23 protein-coding genes and 1 riboswitch are annotated in these 16,626 nt (G+C 45.5%); of the genes, 12 read left to right on the forward strand and 11 right to left on the reverse strand.

The annotated features are described in order from the left end of the window. Positions 1 to 30: 30 nt before the first annotated feature. On the reverse strand, positions 31 to 1,203 hold the full coding sequence (gene metC / locus J7E26_RS07330) for a cystathionine beta-lyase (RefSeq protein ID WP_214801097.1): 1,173 nt from the start codon (positions 1,201 to 1,203) through the stop codon (positions 31 to 33). Beyond that, the gene (locus J7E26_RS07335; protein ID WP_214801093.1) at positions 1,196 to 2,317 is read right to left on the reverse strand and encodes a methionine biosynthesis PLP-dependent protein; all 1,122 of its coding nucleotides are present in this window, start codon (positions 2,315 to 2,317) and stop codon (positions 1,196 to 1,198) included. The genes metC and J7E26_RS07335 overlap by 8 nt, the downstream gene beginning before the upstream one ends. 68 nt (positions 2,318 to 2,385) lie before the next feature. After that, positions 2,386 to 2,511, reverse strand: a riboswitch (SAM riboswitch). Positions 2,512 to 2,688: 177 nt separating this feature from the next. On the opposite strand from J7E26_RS07335, the gene J7E26_RS07340 reads away from it, so the two are divergent. The 6 genes from J7E26_RS07340 (at position 2,689) to J7E26_RS07365 (ending at position 6,242) form a co-directional block, all read left to right on the forward strand. Then, complete coding sequence (locus J7E26_RS07340; protein ID WP_214801090.1) at positions 2,689 to 3,411, forward strand: esterase family protein; 723 nt, start codon at positions 2,689 to 2,691, stop codon at positions 3,409 to 3,411. A 33-nt stretch (positions 3,412 to 3,444) separates the two neighbouring features. Further along, positions 3,445 to 3,960: a YjcG family protein gene (locus J7E26_RS07345; RefSeq protein ID WP_214801086.1), complete on the forward strand. Its 516-nt coding sequence runs from the start codon at positions 3,445 to 3,447 to the stop codon at positions 3,958 to 3,960. A gap of 5 nt (positions 3,961 to 3,965) precedes the next feature. Beyond that, positions 3,966 to 4,397 (forward strand): GNAT family N-acetyltransferase, encoded by a 432-nt coding sequence (locus tag J7E26_RS07350; protein WP_214801083.1) that lies wholly within the window; start codon positions 3,966 to 3,968, stop codon positions 4,395 to 4,397. A gap of 158 nt (positions 4,398 to 4,555) precedes the next feature. Further along, the gene (locus tag J7E26_RS07355; protein ID WP_214801080.1) at positions 4,556 to 4,789 is read left to right on the forward strand and encodes an AbrB/MazE/SpoVT family DNA-binding domain-containing protein; all 234 of its coding nucleotides are present in this window, start codon (positions 4,556 to 4,558) and stop codon (positions 4,787 to 4,789) included. Further along, positions 4,790 to 5,527, forward strand: coding sequence for an ABC transporter ATP-binding protein (locus J7E26_RS07360; RefSeq protein WP_214801077.1), 738 nt, complete (start codon positions 4,790 to 4,792; stop codon positions 5,525 to 5,527). Then, entirely contained in the window at positions 5,520 to 6,242 is a 723-nt protein-coding gene (locus J7E26_RS07365) for an ABC transporter permease (RefSeq protein WP_214801074.1), read from the forward strand. Before J7E26_RS07360 ends, J7E26_RS07365 begins: the two co-directional genes overlap by 8 nt. A 45-nt stretch (positions 6,243 to 6,287) precedes the next feature. Here J7E26_RS07365 and bla read toward each other — a convergent pair whose 3' ends face one another. Both bla and J7E26_RS07375 read right to left on the reverse strand, forming a co-directional pair. Continuing rightward, the gene (bla, locus tag J7E26_RS07370) at positions 6,288 to 7,046 is read right to left on the reverse strand and encodes a subclass B1 metallo-beta-lactamase (protein ID WP_214984845.1); all 759 of its coding nucleotides are present in this window, start codon (positions 7,044 to 7,046) and stop codon (positions 6,288 to 6,290) included. An 89-nt stretch (positions 7,047 to 7,135) separates the two neighbouring features. Continuing rightward, positions 7,136 to 7,390, reverse strand: coding sequence for a hypothetical protein (locus J7E26_RS07375; RefSeq protein ID WP_214801067.1), 255 nt, complete (start codon positions 7,388 to 7,390; stop codon positions 7,136 to 7,138). A gap of 120 nt (positions 7,391 to 7,510) precedes the next feature. Between J7E26_RS07375 and J7E26_RS07380 the strand changes: the two genes are divergently transcribed. Then, positions 7,511 to 9,796 carry an ATP-dependent helicase gene (locus J7E26_RS07380; protein WP_214813220.1) on the forward strand — a complete coding sequence of 762 codons (2,286 nt, stop codon included), beginning with the start codon at positions 7,511 to 7,513 and terminating at the stop codon, positions 9,794 to 9,796. Positions 9,797 to 9,873: 77 nt separating this feature from the next. Here J7E26_RS07380 and spoVIF read toward each other — a convergent pair whose 3' ends face one another. The 4 genes from spoVIF to J7E26_RS07400 form a co-directional block, all read right to left on the reverse strand. Then, positions 9,874 to 10,128, reverse strand: coding sequence for a sporulation-specific transcription regulator SpoVIF (spoVIF, locus tag J7E26_RS07385; RefSeq protein WP_214801060.1), 255 nt, complete (start codon positions 10,126 to 10,128; stop codon positions 9,874 to 9,876). A 171-nt stretch (positions 10,129 to 10,299) separates the two neighbouring features. After that, on the reverse strand, positions 10,300 to 10,485 hold the full coding sequence (locus J7E26_RS07390; protein WP_214813223.1) for a YjcZ family sporulation protein: 186 nt from the start codon (positions 10,483 to 10,485) through the stop codon (positions 10,300 to 10,302). Positions 10,486 to 10,576: 91 nt separating this feature from the next. Beyond that, entirely contained in the window at positions 10,577 to 10,774 is a 198-nt protein-coding gene (locus J7E26_RS07395; RefSeq protein ID WP_214801054.1) for a hypothetical protein, read from the reverse strand. 280 nt (positions 10,775 to 11,054) lie between these two features. Further along, on the reverse strand, positions 11,055 to 11,411 hold the full coding sequence (locus J7E26_RS07400; RefSeq protein WP_214801051.1) for a DUF1360 domain-containing protein: 357 nt from the start codon (positions 11,409 to 11,411) through the stop codon (positions 11,055 to 11,057). 171 nt (positions 11,412 to 11,582) lie between these two features. On the opposite strand from J7E26_RS07400, the gene J7E26_RS07405 reads away from it, so the two are divergent. The 5 genes from J7E26_RS07405 (at position 11,583) to cotZ (ending at position 14,139) form a co-directional block, all read left to right on the forward strand. Beyond that, a complete protein-coding gene (locus tag J7E26_RS07405; protein WP_214801048.1) occupies positions 11,583 to 11,969 on the forward strand; it encodes a spore coat protein in 387 nt (128 codons plus the stop codon). A 40-nt stretch (positions 11,970 to 12,009) separates the two neighbouring features. Beyond that, positions 12,010 to 12,324, forward strand: coding sequence for a spore coat protein (locus J7E26_RS07410; protein WP_214801045.1), 315 nt, complete (start codon positions 12,010 to 12,012; stop codon positions 12,322 to 12,324). Positions 12,325 to 12,416: 92 nt separating this feature from the next. After that, positions 12,417 to 12,920, forward strand: coding sequence for a spore coat protein CotX (cotX, locus tag J7E26_RS07415; protein ID WP_214801041.1), 504 nt, complete (start codon positions 12,417 to 12,419; stop codon positions 12,918 to 12,920). Between the two features lie 149 nt (positions 12,921 to 13,069). Then, entirely contained in the window at positions 13,070 to 13,552 is a 483-nt protein-coding gene (cotY, locus tag J7E26_RS07420) for a spore coat protein CotY (protein ID WP_214801038.1), read from the forward strand. Between the two features lie 143 nt (positions 13,553 to 13,695). Then, on the forward strand, positions 13,696 to 14,139 hold the full coding sequence (gene cotZ, locus J7E26_RS07425; protein ID WP_214801035.1) for a spore coat protein CotZ: 444 nt from the start codon (positions 13,696 to 13,698) through the stop codon (positions 14,137 to 14,139). Between the two features lie 59 nt (positions 14,140 to 14,198). Here cotZ and J7E26_RS07430 read toward each other — a convergent pair whose 3' ends face one another. The 3 genes from J7E26_RS07430 to thiD form a co-directional block, all read right to left on the reverse strand. Continuing rightward, positions 14,199 to 14,804, reverse strand: a complete 606-nt coding sequence (locus J7E26_RS07430; protein ID WP_285288992.1) for a CotO family spore coat protein — start codon at positions 14,802 to 14,804, stop codon at positions 14,199 to 14,201. A gap of 97 nt (positions 14,805 to 14,901) precedes the next feature. Further along, positions 14,902 to 15,678, reverse strand: coding sequence for an enoyl-ACP reductase FabI (gene fabI, locus J7E26_RS07435; protein WP_214801029.1), 777 nt, complete (start codon positions 15,676 to 15,678; stop codon positions 14,902 to 14,904). A gap of 127 nt (positions 15,679 to 15,805) precedes the next feature. Next, positions 15,806 to 16,618 carry a bifunctional hydroxymethylpyrimidine kinase/phosphomethylpyrimidine kinase gene (gene thiD / locus J7E26_RS07440; RefSeq protein WP_214801026.1) on the reverse strand — a complete coding sequence of 271 codons (813 nt, stop codon included), beginning with the start codon at positions 16,616 to 16,618 and terminating at the stop codon, positions 15,806 to 15,808. Between the last annotated feature and the right edge of the window lie 8 nt (positions 16,619 to 16,626).

Below are 16,626 nucleotides of genomic sequence, written 5' to 3' on the forward strand. Positions count from 1 at the left end.
GGGCGCTGCGCACAAAGCGCAGCGTTATGATTACCGCACACCGGCGGGGGCAATTTGTTTCAGCGCCCGTTCGAAGTCGCGCTCTAAGTCTTCGGCGTTTTCGACTCCGACGCTCAGGCGCAGCAGGCCGTCTGTGATGCCGCGTTTTTCTCTTTCTGTTTTCGGCATGGCGGCATGCGACATTGTCGCCGGGTATGAGAGGATGGATTCGACGGCGCCCAGGCTGACGGCGAATACCGGGAGCGATATGTTCTCCACCAGCTTTTTGACGGCTTCCTTGCTTTCCAGCTCAAAGGATAGAACGGCGCCTGATCCGCTTGCTTGGCGTTTATGTGTTTCAGCCCCCGGGTGGCTGGCCAGTCCTGGATAGTAAACGTTTTTGACAGCGGGGTGCCGGTGAAAATATGCAGCCAGCCGCTCAGCCGTCCGGCTCGCTTTTTCCAATCTGACCTGCAATGTTTTCAAGCCTCTCAGCACAAGCCAGCAGTCCTGTACGCCAAGCACCGCGCCAAACGAGTTTTGCAGCTTATAAAGCTGATTGCCTAGCTTTTCATCTTTTACAGCGGCGAGGCCTGACAATACGTCGCTGTGCCCGCTTAAAAATTTCGTTGCGCTATGAAGCACGATATCTACGCCAAGATCAAGCGGGCGCTGTAAAGCCGGAGTCATGAACGTGTTATCCAAGTATGTCAGACAGCCGTGATCTTTGGCCAGTTTGACGACTGCCTCGATATCCGTGATGCCGAGCGTCGGGTTTGAAGGAGTTTCCATATAGATGGCTTTTGTATGCGGCCTGATGCCGCGGGCGACCGCTTCTGTGTCCGTCATATCGACAAAGGTGTGCTCAATCCCGAAACGGGACAATACCTCAGTCACCATGCGGAAGGTCCCGCCGTACACATCCTCTGTGACAAGAACGTGGTCGCCTTGGGACAAAAGCAAAAATGCCGTAGAAATCGCAGCCATTCCCGAGCTGTAAGCAAAACCTCTCGTTCCGCCTTCAAGATTCGCAATGGTCTCTTCAAGGGCCGTTCTGGTCGGTGTGCCGGAGCGGCTGTAATCATACGCCCCGAATTCTTCAAATGAAGACTGATGGAATGTAGAGGCGTGCTGGATCGGCACGCTGACGGCTCCCGTGGCCCCGTCTGTTTTAAATGAATTGTGCACGAGCTGGGTTTCAAGCGTCCAATTTTGATTACTCATATGACACAGCCCCCTCTTTCACTTGGCGTAACGCCTGCTTCAAGTCCTGCTTTAAATCCTCTGCGTGTTCAATCCCGACTGAAAAGCGCAGCAGGCGATTGCAGACGCCGTTTGCGATACGGATGTCTTCCGGAATGTCCATATGAGTCTGGGTCGCGGGGTATGTAATAAAGCTTTCCACCCCTCCGAGGCTTTCCGCGAAGCAAATCGTCTCGAGCGCTTTTAAAAACGGATTGATCCATTCCTCTTTTTGCAGACGGAATGAAAGCATGCCGCCCTTTCCGGGATATAAGACATCGGTGATTTCTTCTTGATGCTCTAAAAATGCCGCAAGCTCACGGGCGTTTTCCTCATGCTGGCGCATTCTGAGGCCAAGCGTTTTCATTCCTCTCATTAAAAGCCACGAATCAAAAGGCGGGAGGACGGCGCCGATGGCATTTTGATGATTAAACATGATCTCGCCAAGCTCCTCATCCTTAACGACAACAAGGCCAGCAAGCAAGTCATTGTGCCCGCCTAAATATTTTGTGGCGCTGTGAATGACGATGTCGGCGCCAAGTTCGATCGGGCGCTGAAGAACGGGGGTATAAAAAGTATTATCTACGATCAGCAGCAAGCCCGCTTCTTTCGTAATCCGGGCGATTTTTTCGATATCTGCCTCCTGCATGAGCGGGTTTGTCGGCGTTTCAACAAATACCGCTTTCGTGTTGTCCGTCAGTTTTGAGCGTAAACAGTCTTCATCGCTGAAATCATCATAAATGAAGCTTACACCGTACTTCCTCCACTCATTTTCAAACAAACGGTATGTGCCTCCGTATAAATCTGAAGAAACAATCAGTTCATCCCCGCTTTTGAATAAAGCCATGATGGTTTGAATGGCTGCCATTCCCGAGCTGAAGGCAAAACCTCTCGCTCCGTTTTCTAAATTGGCAATGGCGTCTTCCACGAGCTGGCGTGTCGGGTTTTTTGTACGTACATAATCAAAGCCGGTAGATTCTCCTATACCTCTGTGGCGGAAAGCGGTAGACAGATAAATCGGCGGACTGACAGTTCCCGTTGCTTCTTCACTTCTATTTCCAATTTGGGCTAATTTTGTTTCAACATGCTGCGTCATAAGTAAGCACCATCCTTTTTTCAAAATAAAAAAGCTCCTTCTTCATAAGAAGAAGGAGCTTTCTCTTCCTCTTATCTTCCAAGCATGTGAATCGCTTGCTGGATTTAGCACCTTGGCACTTTGCCTTCTGACGGCAAAGCAAACCGGTTGCTGAGGTTTCAAAGGGCCAGTCCCTCCACCTCTCGTGATAAGAATAGTGTTTAGTATTTTCTGATTGTTCTATATTAACTCACTGTTAAATGAATTTCAACAACTTTTTATTCTTTCCAAACTCTCGCAAGAAGTACATCTGAAGAAAGAAATTTCTAATAATTCATGGTACAATAGGAAAAAACACAATCAAGACTAGAGACGCCCTGGAGGAATGCAATGTGGCACCGAAAACCGGAGTAATCCATGAGAAAAAACTTTTTTCACATGAGCTTGAAGAGGAAATGACCGTTTTGGTCTACCTGCCGCATACTTACTCTCCACTGTACAAATACCATACGATCATCGCTCAAGACGGCCATGATTACTTCAGATTGGGGAGAATCGGCCGGCAGGCGGAAGAGCTCATGTCCAAAGGGGAGATTGACCGCTGCATCATTATCGGTGTTCCCTATAAAAATGTTCAGGAGCGAAGAAACACGTACCATCCTGAAGGCTCCAAGTTTGCCTCCTATAAACGGTTTATCGCAAATGAACTTGTCCCTTTTATCGACGAAGAGTACCCCACTTATCAAGTCGGCTTCGGCCGCACAATGATCGGGGATTCTCTCGGGGCAACCGTTTCGCTTTTGACGGCGATTGATTATCCGAACATGTTTGGAAACGTCATCATGCAGTCACCGTATGTCGACAAGCATGTAATTGATGCCGTCAGAGAGTCGGAGGATGTAAAGCAGATCTCCGTTTACCATCAAATCGGAGTAAAAGAAACAGACGTCCATACAACGGACGGCAAGATTGTTGATTTTACTGCGCCGAACGAAGAGCTCAAACGGCTGCTGGAAACGAAACAGTCTGAATACCATTATGAAACCTTTGACGGGGATCATAAATGGACCTACTGGCAGCCGCTCATCGCACCGGCGCTGAAAAAAATGCTGTAATCACTTTTACATTCATTCAAGGAGGGAACTTTCATGAAATACGGTATCGTTCTATTTCCATCAAAAAACTTGCAGGATCTCGCAAATTCGTACCGGAAACGCTATGACCCGAGCTACGCGCTGATTCCGCCGCACCTGACGCTGAGAGAACCGTTTGAATCCGCTGAACAGGAAATTGAGCAAGTCGTATCACAGCTGAGACAGATTGCAAAGGAGTCACATCCGCTCGTTTTAAAAATCACCAAATACAGCTCGTTTTCTCCCGTCAATAATGTCATCTACATGAAAGCGGAGCCAACGGATGAATTAAAAGCGCTGAGTGAGAATTGCTATTCAGGGGCATTAACCGGCAAGCCGGAATACAGCTTTGTTCCGCATGTGACAGTCGGCCAGAAGCTTTCGTCAGATGAGCATTCTGACGTATTGGGCCAGCTGAAAATGCTGGAGCTTTCCCACGAGGAAATCATTGACCGTTTCCATCTGCTCTATCAATTGGAAAACGGCTCATGGACAGTATATGAAACATTTTTATTAGGCGGAGGAGAATAACTGTTTTGGAAACCATCATCGCTCATACTGAAAAACAAATAAACGACGCTTTTTTCGTCAGAAAAGAGGTCTTTGTTAAAGAACAGCAAGTACCGGAAGAAGAAGAAATCGATCATTTAGAAGACGAATCAGAACATATCGTCATTTACGATGGCAGCCAGCCCGTCGGAGCCGGCAGATGGCGCTTGAAAGACAGCTATGCAAAATTAGAACGTATCTGCGTGATGAAGAGCCACCGCTCTCTCGGCGTCGGCGCGATCATTATGCAGGCGCTTGAAAAAGCCGCAGCCGCGCGCGGCGCTTCTGCTTTTATCTTAAATGCACAGACCCGGGCGGTGCCGTTTTACGAAAAACAAGGATACCGTGTCACATCCGGGGAAGAATTTCTCGACGCCGGCATTCCCCATTTGGAAATGGTAAAAGATAATAAAAAATAAAAAACACTCCTGTCTCGGATGATGAGGCAGGAGTGTTTTTGTACACCTGGGAAAATTTTCGTTTTACACTTGAAATTTGTGTAAAAAAAGAGTATGTTTGGTATGTTTAGTAATACAAATCATACAAAATATACAATTCTTACTGAGGAGGACATGAAATGGTAGCCCCAAAAGGAAAGCATATCTTTGGAACTGTCAAAGTTGGAACGAAAGGGCAAATTGTAATTCCAAAAGAAGCGAGAGAAGTGTTTAATATTCAGCCAGGGGACTCGCTGCTCATGTTAGGTGATGACCAGCAGGGTATTGCACTTGTAAAACAAGAACTCTTTTTCGAATTCGCTAATGATATTTTAAATGCCAAAAACATAGATGAAGAAGGCGAGGAAGAGTAAATGCCCGCCATTCAACTGAAGAAATTAACGAAAAATTATAAAGGTGTAACGGCTGTCGATCATCTTGAATTTTCAGTTAAGAGTGGAGAATTTTTTGCTTTATTAGGTGAAAATGGTGCCGGGAAAACGACACTAATCAGTATGCTCTGCGGGCTTCTTTCACCTGATGGCGGAGATGCATTCGTGCTCGGGCATAGTATTTTGACTGATCTGGACAAAGTGAAACCTAAAATGAATTTGTCGCCTCAGGAAACTGCTATAGCGCCGAATTTAACGGTGCGTGAAAACTTGGAGTTTATTGCAGGAATTTATGGGATGTCAAAAAAAGAAGCGAAAATAAAGGCATCTGACATGCTGGAATTGTTCCATTTAAAGGAGAAGGAAAAAGCAAAGACGAAAACATTATCTGGCGGAATGCAGCGCCGGTTAAGCATTGCGATGGGAATGATTACGAATCCGCAAATCTATTTCTTAGATGAGCCGACATTAGGACTGGATGTTCGTTCGCGCCGTGAATTATGGAAGAATCTTGAGAAACTGAAAGGAAACATGACGATTATTTTAACAACACACTATTTGGAAGAAGCCGAAGCACTGGCAGACCGTATTTGCATTTTAGAAAAAGGTTCATTAAAAGCGCTGGGCACGGCGGAGGAGCTGAAGCAGCAAACTCATACAGCAACATTTGAAGAGGCCTTTTTAGCCATTTGTGACGGTGAGGCCGGAATTTATGCTTAATTTTGCGATACGCAATCGAAAGGAAATATTTCGTGATCCCCTGTCCATTATACTGGGAATCGCATTACCCGTTATTTTATTACTTGTTTTTACAACCATTGAGAAAAATGCGCCGCTTGATACCTTTAAAGTCAATCATTTGGCACCCGGACTGATTGTCTTTAGTTTTGCTTTTCTCACGATGTTCTCTGCATTATTAATTGCAAAGGATAAACAGACTGCACTTCTGACCCGTTTGTTTGCTTCCCCATTGAAAATAACCGATTATGTTGCTGGTTATGCCCTGCCGATGATACCGTTAGCCATTTTACAAATCGTCATTTGTTATTTAGCGGCGATGGCTGCAGGTTTATCCGTTGAATGGTTAGATCTATTGTTAAGTATCGCTGTATTATTGCCGATAGCCATCATGTCCATATTCTTTGGGTTATGCTTAGGGGCAATCTTTACAGATAAACAGATTTCAGGGATCGGGACAATGTATATCACGTTAGTGCAATTTTTAGGCGGAGCCTGGATGGATTTAAATCTTCTCGGTGAATCATTTAAAAAAATCGCCTATGCTTTACCCTTTGTTCACGCAATTGAATTAGCACAAGATGTTATCATTGGCGATTATTCTGCATTTACTGAACATTTTTGGTGGACAGTTGGATATGCAGTATTAACGTTACTTATTGCTATCTTAGCTTTTCTTAAAATCTATAAAAGATAAAAAACGAGCCGGCACTTAACGTAATAAAGTGTCGGCTTTTCTTCATCATTTTTGATTTTCCAGCAAACTCAGCGTATGAGTTAATAAACGGGCATCCCCCGGATTCCCATGGCCTGGAACCACAATGTTGATATGGTTATATCTTTTTATTACGTTTTCTACCGCATGCGGCCAGTGATCCGGATAGAAGTCCGGGGTCGGAACGATTTCCTGTGTCTCCAATGCCTTTATTAAACATCCTCCAAATAAGAGTTTCTCTTGCGGCAGCCAGACGATGATATTATCTTTTGTGTGTCCTTTTCCAGGATAATACGTTTGTACATCAATACCGCCAAACCGCATCTTCGTTACCTTCTTTAAATCTCCGAGCGGCCGGTCAAATCCCCTTTGTTCTGCTAAGTCGGCCGTCAGCTTCGTGCTGTGTACCTTTACTCCATTTTTGTAAAGAGTGTTCAGTCCCCCTATACGATCGTCATGGGCGTGCGTCACAATCGCATCGGTGACCTGTTTGTCCGGAAATTGCTGTTTTAACCGCTGAAGCAATTGATCTGTGAGGCTGTCATCCCAAGGGGTGTCAATCATGACTAACCCTTTCGACGTTTCAAGGACTACACCGTTTGCCGGAACAGGACTTCCATCTACTATCCCGGTGCTTGTATGCATCCATACATGTGGCGCCAGCTTTGTGAGGGTTATATCTTTTACGGAGTTTTCTGCTGCGTGTGTCGGTCTCGCTCCGATTGTAAAGAAGCTTAACACGAGTAACCCAACCACTAAAAACCTGAATCTTTTCAACATGATCATTCCTTTCTTCCATTATTTTAAATCTTACTATTTGAAAGAAAAAGAGAATTTTTCATTTAACGATAAAGCCCCGGCTCTTATCCGGGGCTTTAAGCGTATTGATTAATATATCGTCCTTTTCCCGCTCTTCCCATCACGTGACGAAGAGAGCGCTTACGTTTTTCCTCATTTACTTTCTTTTCAGCGGCTGCCGCGTTTTCCCGGCGGCGTTCCACTTCTCTGTAGTCCCTGTCATTGGCCAGAGCGGCCGCTTTTGTAATGCCGGCATAGTCTGGTTTATATCCTGCTGTCCGGTTTGCGTACTGAGCATATTGCTGGTTTTGGATCGGTCCCGCATAAATCATATGTAACCCTCCCCTTTGCTCTTCATTTCCCTTAATCTTACTTTTTGAAACGCGGTTCTTTTGATATGATATTCTTTGTCTATCAAATGGATGAACACATTTTAATGGGAGGACCCCTTTTTGAAATGCGCCCGACTGAACCATCGAACGATACATTTACATACATATTCTAGAGAACATTATCAATTCCTTTTTGAAGAAGCGCAAAAAGGCCATTTATTTTGCGCACATTGTGACAAACCTGTAATGATGCGGCTTACGATTTTAGAAGCGCCGGAATTTTACCATCGCCAAAAGGGTGATTTCACAGCCTGTGAAAAAGCCTGTGAGGAAATGGCCCCTCAGGCGGAGGCAGAAAAAGAGGATTATAAGGAAACCGGCATGTTCCGCCTGCCGAAAGGAAAAGCCATTTCAGCGGACAGAAAGCCGGTTCTCTCCGAATGGAAAAGACCGCAAAAAATAACGTCCGCCGCGCCATTTACCGTGAAAACGGAAACACCTGATACTTCTCTGTTTCCTGATATCGGTTTAAACCGGGAACAGCTGGAGGCGGTCACCGAAACTAGCGGGCCGCTGCTTGTGCTTGCAGGCGCCGGGAGCGGAAAAACAAGGGTTTTGACCGCCCGCGCTGCCCATATGATTGAACATCTCGGCATTTCACCAGAAAACATGCTGCTGGTGACCTTTACGACTAAAGCAGTCGCTGAAATGAAGGAGCGGATGTCCAATGAATACGGACTTTCCGCCTCCAAAGTCGCCCGTCTCGTAACCGGAACATTCCACAGCTTCTTTTATAAAATTTTATATCACTTTGATTCTTCCAAATGGAATGGCAGCCAGCTCTTAAAAATGGAGTGGCAGAAAGAGCAATATTTGAAAAAAGCGCTCTATGAAGAAGATTTGGATGAAAAAGAGTTTCCTGTTGACCAAGCCCTGCAGCTTATCGGATGCTGGAAAAATACGTATCTGTCTCATGAGCGAGTTCCGTTGGAGGACGAATGGGAGAAAAAAGTATACAGGCTTTATGAGCGTTACGAGCGGCAGAAGCAAGAGAAGAATCAATTTGACTTTGATGATATGGCCCAAGGCTGTTACGAGCTGTTTCAAAGCCGCCCTGATATACTCGCGCAATATCAATCGAGATTTTCTCATATTTTGATTGACGAGTTTCAGGATATCAATCCGGTGCAGTATAAAATCATGCAAATGATCGCAAGTCCCGAGGATAACTTGTGCTGCGTCGGGGATGACGATCAATCCATCTATGCGTTCCGCGGCAGCAGCCCGTCATTTATTCTTGATTTTCAGAAAGACTATCCCGCTGCAAAGACGATATACTTAACAGAGAATTATCGCTCGACGCACCCGATTGTCTCAAGTGCTCACAATGTCGTAAAGAAAAATAAAAAACGGTATGCGAAAACACTTTCCGCCGTCCGGGATGGCCTGCATGAGCCAGTCATTTTTTATCCTTACGATGAAGAAGAAGAGGCGACAATGATCGTATCTGATATAAAAGAGAAAATCCAAAACGGAGCAAGCCCTGATGATTTTGCCGTTCTTTACCGGACGAACAGCGCCGGACGGGCCATGTACGAAAGGCTGCATCAATCATCCATTCCTTATCATGCGGACCGCGGCGTGCAAACCTTTTACAGCCGAAGAATCGTCCGGCAGATTCTCGCGTACTTATACGCGAGCCAAAATGAGGATGATCCGGATGCAGTGAAGGATTTGCTGCCGGCCCTGTTCTTGAAGCAGTCTGCCTTACAAACAGTAAAGGCGCTGTCCATAACAGAAGACTGCACCATGATAAAAGCGCTGACAAAGCTTCCCGACCTGAAGCCTTTCCAGCTCAATAAAATAAAACAAATCGTGCCATTTTTCGCAAGCATCCGCACGATGAAGCCTATTGAAGCCATTACCTTTGCAGAAAGCAAAATGGGCTTTTCCGAGTATATAAAAAAACGGGGAAATGAAGGAAACAAGCTTGAAAAAGGCTCTGATGACCTTCGGGATGTCAAGGTTGCCGCCAAAAAGTTTAAGACCATTCCCGATTTTCTTGCCCATGTCGATCATATGCGCGCCGCCGAAAATGTAAAAACGGACGAAAACGGCGTCGAACTGATGACGATTCACCGCTCCAAAGGGCTCGAATTCAATACGGTCTATATTTTAGGCGCGGCGGACGGCTCGATCCCCCATGATTTTGCGCTCGAAACAGCGAGAAAGGGAGACGGCGCTCCGCTCGAAGAAGAGCGGCGGCTTCTGTACGTGGCCATGACAAGAGCCATGCAGCATCTTTATGTATCAAGTCCGGCAAACAGGCGGGGAAAAACAGCCCGCAGTTCAAGATTTCTTGAGCCTCTTCTTCAGCTAAACAGACGGACTGCACTCAAAATATAAACAGCCCGGCAGAAATCTGCCGGGTTTTTTTCAAATAAAAAGGCCTACCGCAGCAAAGACAGCAAGGCCGGCTGACCCTATTTATTGTTCAGCATTTTAGAAATGGTGCCAAAATCGAGCTTCTCTTTTCCGCTTGTAATAGATTGAACGATTTTGTCTTCTAATTCTTTCGGAACACGTTTGTTTGCCAGCTGCGACACCTTCTGAATGACGCCTCTCACCGTATTTTCATCTTTGAAATCGGCATTTTGCAAACTTCCGGCGAGATTCATGACATCCTTCATGTTGACGCCTGTTTTCTTCTCAATATTTTTAAAAAATTGATTATCCATGTTTTGCCTCCTTTTGTGGAGTAATACGATATTGTATGAACAAAGGGCGGATCATGTGCTCAGAGGACACAAGAAAAAAATCCGGGCTCCCCAGCTCCACACCCCGTAAGCATCAGGCAAGCACGGGGCTTGATGTCCCCGCGCTTTTCCTGGGTCTTGCTTAATGATTAATTAAAGAAAGGACGCACCGACAATGATCAGAAGGATAAACAATACGACTACAAGAACAAATGTTGAGCCGTATCCGCCTCCGACATAGCCGCCGCCGTAACCGCCGTAACCGCCGCAGCCGCCGTAACCGCCGCAGCCGCCATAACCACCGCCGCAGCCGCCGAATCCGCCATATCCGAATCCCATATATAAGCACCTCCTTTACTCTCTATACACTATGTGAGCTGACTCGTTTGGCTTGGATAAATGCATAGGGCCAGTGCGGATTTCATGAATTTTATTGGAGATGCTCCATTTTCTTCAGCTTTGCTTCCGTTTCGGATGCAAATACTTCTATCCATTCTTCAAAGCGCAATCCTGCATCATCAAATTCTGACAACTGCTTTTCAATAGAAAGGATATTACTGTCATGCAGTCTTTGTTTTTGATTGTGCGGATGATATTTTCTGTTTATAAACATTTCAATGATGTTCATATTGATCCCCCCTCCTATTGTCTATGCGGAAAAGAGACGGGGGTTCTGAAAAACAAAAAAACCGGAATCTCCGGTTTTTTTACATAGGTCTCGGTTTTTTCTTTTGGCCGCACCCGCAGCCTTTCTTTTTAATTTTTTTTCCGTAAGGCTGATGCTCAGAAGTTTTGTATGGAGAATTTTGGGAAGGTTTGCTTGATTGACTCATGATGATCCTTCCTTTCCTTATGTCATATATGCTAGTTTATGCCGAAAGTTACGATAAGTTGCTGGTGGAACCGCCTTATTCCGGAAGCAGACGGGAAACCGCCGCCTCAATAATTCCCGCTGCGCCGGCAATTGCCAAAAGTAAAATCAGCCATTGCGCCGCTTGAGGAATCACAATTTGCGCGATGATCAAAAAGGCGGCGCACCATACGCCCGTACACCAGTAGCAGCTGAGCAGTTCACCGATAAATGCCCTGAGACCCTTTCCTTTGATAACGATATAGGTTTCTGTTGAGCCGTCAGGAGCGGTCTCCGTTTTTTCTTCGTGAAAAAGGCTCCTGAGCGGCGCCATAATGGTGTCAAAAACAAAAAGCCTGGCCAACCGAAAAACGGCAAACGAAAGCAGAAAAAATGAAAGCCAATTAATAACCACTGATTCACTCCTTTTCAAAACATGACCTCTTTTACATATATGCGAAAATCCTGATCCTCATGAATCGCATCTTGTCCGGTAAAAAAATGGGTGTGGTTTAGTTGTTTTTCTTATTCCGCTCGGCGTTTCATTTGCATTATATAAAGTATGGATTAGAAAGGAGTGAAGGTTATGTCGTTTGAAGAAAAAGTTGAAACACTGCAACCGCAAATATTCGAACAATTATCCAGCGAATTCGAACAGGAGATCGAAGTGATTGATTGCGAAAATATCACAGTGGATACAACACATATAACGGCCGCTCTTTCTATACAAGCCTCAGTTACTACGGCGATTATCCTCGCGACACAGCTCATGGTCGCAGATGAAGATACAGCCGACCAAATGGTAACCGAACTGCTGATCCTGGATGATTGCCAGATAAAAAAAAGAACCGTTATTCAAGTCATTAACAGCCGCAATGTCAAAATCACACTGACAGCAGACGATATTATGGCCTTTGTACAAATTTTGCTTCAATTATTAAATATACTTTTTACTGAACTCGGCATCCTTTAACCCTTTCTTTTCACAAATTTTAAAGTTGAGGTGAAAACAAATGTCAGATAACGAAAAATTCAAAGAAGAACTCGCAAATCTTCCAGAGGTGGATCCGCTTTTAAAAGTGCTTGTCAGCAATGTCTTCAAAAAACACGGCGTGACAAAGGATAAATTACGGGAAATACCTGATGAAGAAAAAGAAATGCTGATCGCATTAGTCAAAGACATGCAGGCGAAATCAGAAGCTTTCCTTGAAAGCCAGAAACAGAAAAAAGAGCAGGAAAAAGCGCAAGAACAGCAGCAAAATCCGAAAACCCGCAGAGAACAATTAATCGAACAGCTCCGGCAAAGACGCCAAAATCCCGGTCAATAACTAAAAAATGGTGATTTTTATCAGGATATATGCCTGAGTCAAAGTAAGGGGCCGGCTCATTTAATAATAGTAAAAGAAAAGGAGGAATAGATATGGAAAGCAGACCATATTCTTGGGTTGCACTTGATCCTGAATGCGAACATCCGCGAGAAGAAAAAGAAGAAAAAGAAGAAAGAAGATGTAATGTTTGCTGTAACGGCAACGGTTTTTTCGACAACGATAATGCCTTCATCGACCAGGACCTGGCTCAGGCAAATATCAGCAAACAAGTGTCTGATGAGGCTATTATCATTCGGGACTCTTGCGACATCAACGTTACATCCACAGACGTTCAGGCAGTCACATCAGTCGTAACAGCATTAAATGCGGCAGTCGTAACGGCTACTCTCACTTCAATCGCTGACGGAGTCATCGCTGAATTAGTCGCACAAGACTTACTGCAGCTAACATCTAACAAACAAATCAACCGCCAAAAACTTCTCATCGAAAACTCCCGCGGCGTTAATGTCACAACAGTTGATGCCGATATCGCAACATTGATCTCAACAGCGACAAATACACTGGTTGCCATCTTAGTCATCACTCTTGTCCTCTAAATCTAAAAGCAGAGCTAAAAAACGCTCTGCTTTTTCTTATTTTCCCCGCATATGATGATTTATAGACGTTCACCCACACCAAGTGGGTCTCACGTACATATGTTGTTAAAGACTAAAGTCAAATACCCTAAAAGAAGGAGCTGAAATCCATGAGCTGCGGAAAACACCATGGCCGAGATGAGAACTGTGTATGCGAAGCAGTCGAAAAGATTTTAGCAGAGCAGGAGGCCGTTGAAGAACAGTGCCCGACCGGCTGCTATACGAATCTTTTGAGTCCGACAATTGCTGGTAAAGATACCATTCCGTTTCTCGTATTTGATAAAAAAGGCGGATTGTTCTCCACATTCGGGAACGTCGGAGGATTTGCGGATGATAGCCAATGCTTTGAGTCCATTTTCTTCCGTGTAGAAAGACTTTGCGATTGCTGTGCGACGCTGTCTGTATTGCGTCCAGTAGATGTGCATGGCGACACCCTCAGCGTCTGCCATCCTTGTGATCCTGATTTCTTCGGTTTAGAAAAAACAGAATTTTGCATTGAAGTTGATTTAGGCTGCTTCTGCGCCATTCAATGCCTTTCACCGGAGCTTGTTAACCGGACTGCGCCGCACAAAGAGAAAAAGCATCACGGATAGTCAATGATTCGCATCTTTTCTAAGGAGAATCCCCTTCCAACCTTCTATTACAGATGCAATCATTCAGCCCGCCCGAATTCGGGCGGCTGACTCTCCGATTTCGTTGCCGGTTTCATTTAAAACGTTAAGGCAGGAGGGATATTATGAGCCAGAAAACAACAAACTGTGTGCGTGAAGCAGTAGAAAATATTGAAGACCTTCAAAATGCGGTGGAAGAAGATTGCCCGGCAGGCTGTTATTCTAACCTTTTATCTCAGGCTTATACATTAGGCGATACAGTGCCGTTTGTGCTTTTCACATCTAAATCTAAACCGTTTACCGCGTACGGAAATGTCGGCGAGCTGGAAAACGGTCCTTGCTTCAATACCGTTTTCTTCAGAGTGGAAAGAGTCTGTGACGGCTGCGCCACATTAAGCCTGCTCATTGCGTTTGACGAGCATAAACACATTCTTGATTTTACGGAAAAGGATTCTGTCTGCGATGTGTTTCGATTAGAAAAAACGAACTATTGTGTGGAGGTTGATCTTCATTGCTTCTGCGCGATCAATTGCTTGAATCCGAGACTGTTGAACCGCACACACTACTAAGCGAAAAAACAGCATAAAAATAAGCTGCCGAATGATGTTTCAGGCAGCTTTTTGTATGCTTAAAATCCGAGCGGGTGCAGCGAGGTGATATCCTCTATTGCGAGTTCTGTCGGCGCTCCGTTGCTTGTTGTCCGCAGGAAAATCGCATCATTTTTTCTTCCGACGATCACACCTCTGTAGGTTTTCCCATTCGCTTCAATCAGACAGAGCGCACGCGGCATATTGTGGGGAAGCTTCGTTAAGAAATCAATTTTTTCAATAATGGACATTCTGCTCATCGGCTTTTTCACACGTTTTGGCGGCACTTTCTCTTCCGGCTCGGCATTGTGAACCGCTTCCGGTTCCTTTTCGGCTTTCTCAGGCTCTGAAACGCCCTGCTCCTGAGTCTGTTCTTCATGCAAGGCTGCTTCTTCTGACTGGGATTGCGGCGGCAATGTTTGTTTGTCATGCTCCTTTTCTTCGGCCGGCGAGGCGGCGGCAGGCTGATCCGCCTGTTTTTCCGCGTGCTCCGGAGGCTCCGGTTTTACAAGCTCTTCCTGCGGCGGCTCAGGTGTTTTCCTTTTTTTTACTAATATGTCCTGCATAGAAGATTGCGTTTCCACATAATCCGGCTGAACGATATACATGAGCGGTTTTTTCTCCGCGTTTCGGTTTTTATTTGACATCTTCATCCCTCCGATTCAGTCATGTTTTATCTATATGACAGAATGACAAAAATCAGAAGAAATAAAAAAGCAATCCCTGTCAGGGACTGCTTGTCAATTAACGTGCGGTAATATGGAAACCTGAATCAACATGAAGATTTTCGCCCGTGATGCCTCTTGATAAATCACTGAACAAGAAAGCGGCTGTATCGCCAACTTCCTCAGGCGTTGTTGTACGGCGAAGCGGTGCGCGCTCCTCGATGTCTTTCAGGATAGAGTTAAAGTCGCTGATGCCTTTTGCAGACAGCGTGCGGATCGGACCGGCAGAAATGCTGTTTACACGGATATTTTCTTTTCCTAAATCAGCAGCTAAATATTTTACGCTCGCATCAAGAGACGCTTTCGCAACACCCATTACGTTATAGTTTGAAACGACGCGCTCACCGCCGAGGTAAGTCAATGTTACGATGCTTCCGCCTTCTGTCATCATCGGACGCGCCGCTTTTGCGACGGCTGTCAGAGAGTAAGAGCTGATGTTATGCGCCAGCAAGAAACCTTCACGGTTCGTATTTAAGTATTCGCCGACAAGCTCTTCTTTGTTTGCAAACGCGATGCAATGCGCAATGCCGTGGATGACGCCGACCTGTTCTTTAATGCTTGCAAAGCAAGTCTCAATCTCAGCGTCGTTCGTCACATCACACGGAAGAATGACTGAATCATTTCTTTCTAAAGTAGCTGCAAGCTCATGGACTGATTTTTCCAAGCGCTCTCCGGCATAAGTGAAAATGAGGCGTGCTCCCGCTTCATGCAGTGAACGTGCGATTCCCCAAGCGATACTGCGTTTATTGGCAACCCCCATCACAACGATGTTGCGGCCTTCAAGAGAAAAATTCATATGTATAAAGCCTCCTGTAATAGTTTAAAGACATAGTGTTAGTACCTGATCTTAATTTCAATCATATCATAACCTTGTCCAGAATAAAAGTACAGGAAAGAGACCGCAGCCATGAGCGGTCCCTTTTTTATCTCGTCTGCAAACTGTTTCTTTTAAAGGCAAAATGATTGGTCGGGCCGTGTCCCGCACCGATGCCGAGCGTGTTTTCCACAGCTTCACGGACAAAATTGGCGGCAATCTCGAATGCCGTTTGAATCTCTGCTCCTTTTGCTGTCTCCGCTGTCATCGCTGCCGCAAACGTGCAGCCTGTTCCGTGTGTATGTTTTGTGTCAATATACGAGTGGCTGATTTGCGTAAAAGACGAGCCGTCAAATAATAAATCAACGATTTTACCCTGTTCAGGCTTGTGCCCGCCTTTTATAATGACATTTTTTGCTCCAAGCTTACATAGATGTTCCGCGGCTTTTTTTCGATCCTCAAACGTACGGATTTCCATTCCCGTTAACACCTCGGCTTCGGGAACATTCGGCGTAATCGCATAGCTGCGCGGGATTAACAGCTCCTTTAATGCGGCCTGTGATTCTTCACGCAGCAAGGAAGCGCCGCCTTTCGCAATCATAACGGGGTCAGCGATTACATGATCCAGCTCGTACTGATCAATTTTTTCTGCAATCACCGTAATCATCTCAGCGCTCCACAGCATCCCCGTCTTTAATGCGTCCGGCCGCAAGTCTTCCGCCACCGCGTCTATCTGGCTGCCGAGGGCTTCTGCCGTGAGCGGGTAGATGCCGTGAACACCCAGTGTATTCTGCGCAGTTACCGCTGTAATGGCTGACATTCCGAAGACGCCGAGTTCCTGAAACGTTTTGAGATCCGCCTGAATACCGGCGCCCCCGCCTGAATCAGAACCGGCAATCGTTAATGCTTTACAAATGCTCATGCTGTTTT

The sequence above is a fragment of the Bacillus sp. ISL-51 genome (assembly GCF_018613535.1).
Lineage (GTDB): Bacteria > Bacillota > Bacilli > Bacillales > Bacillaceae > Bacillus.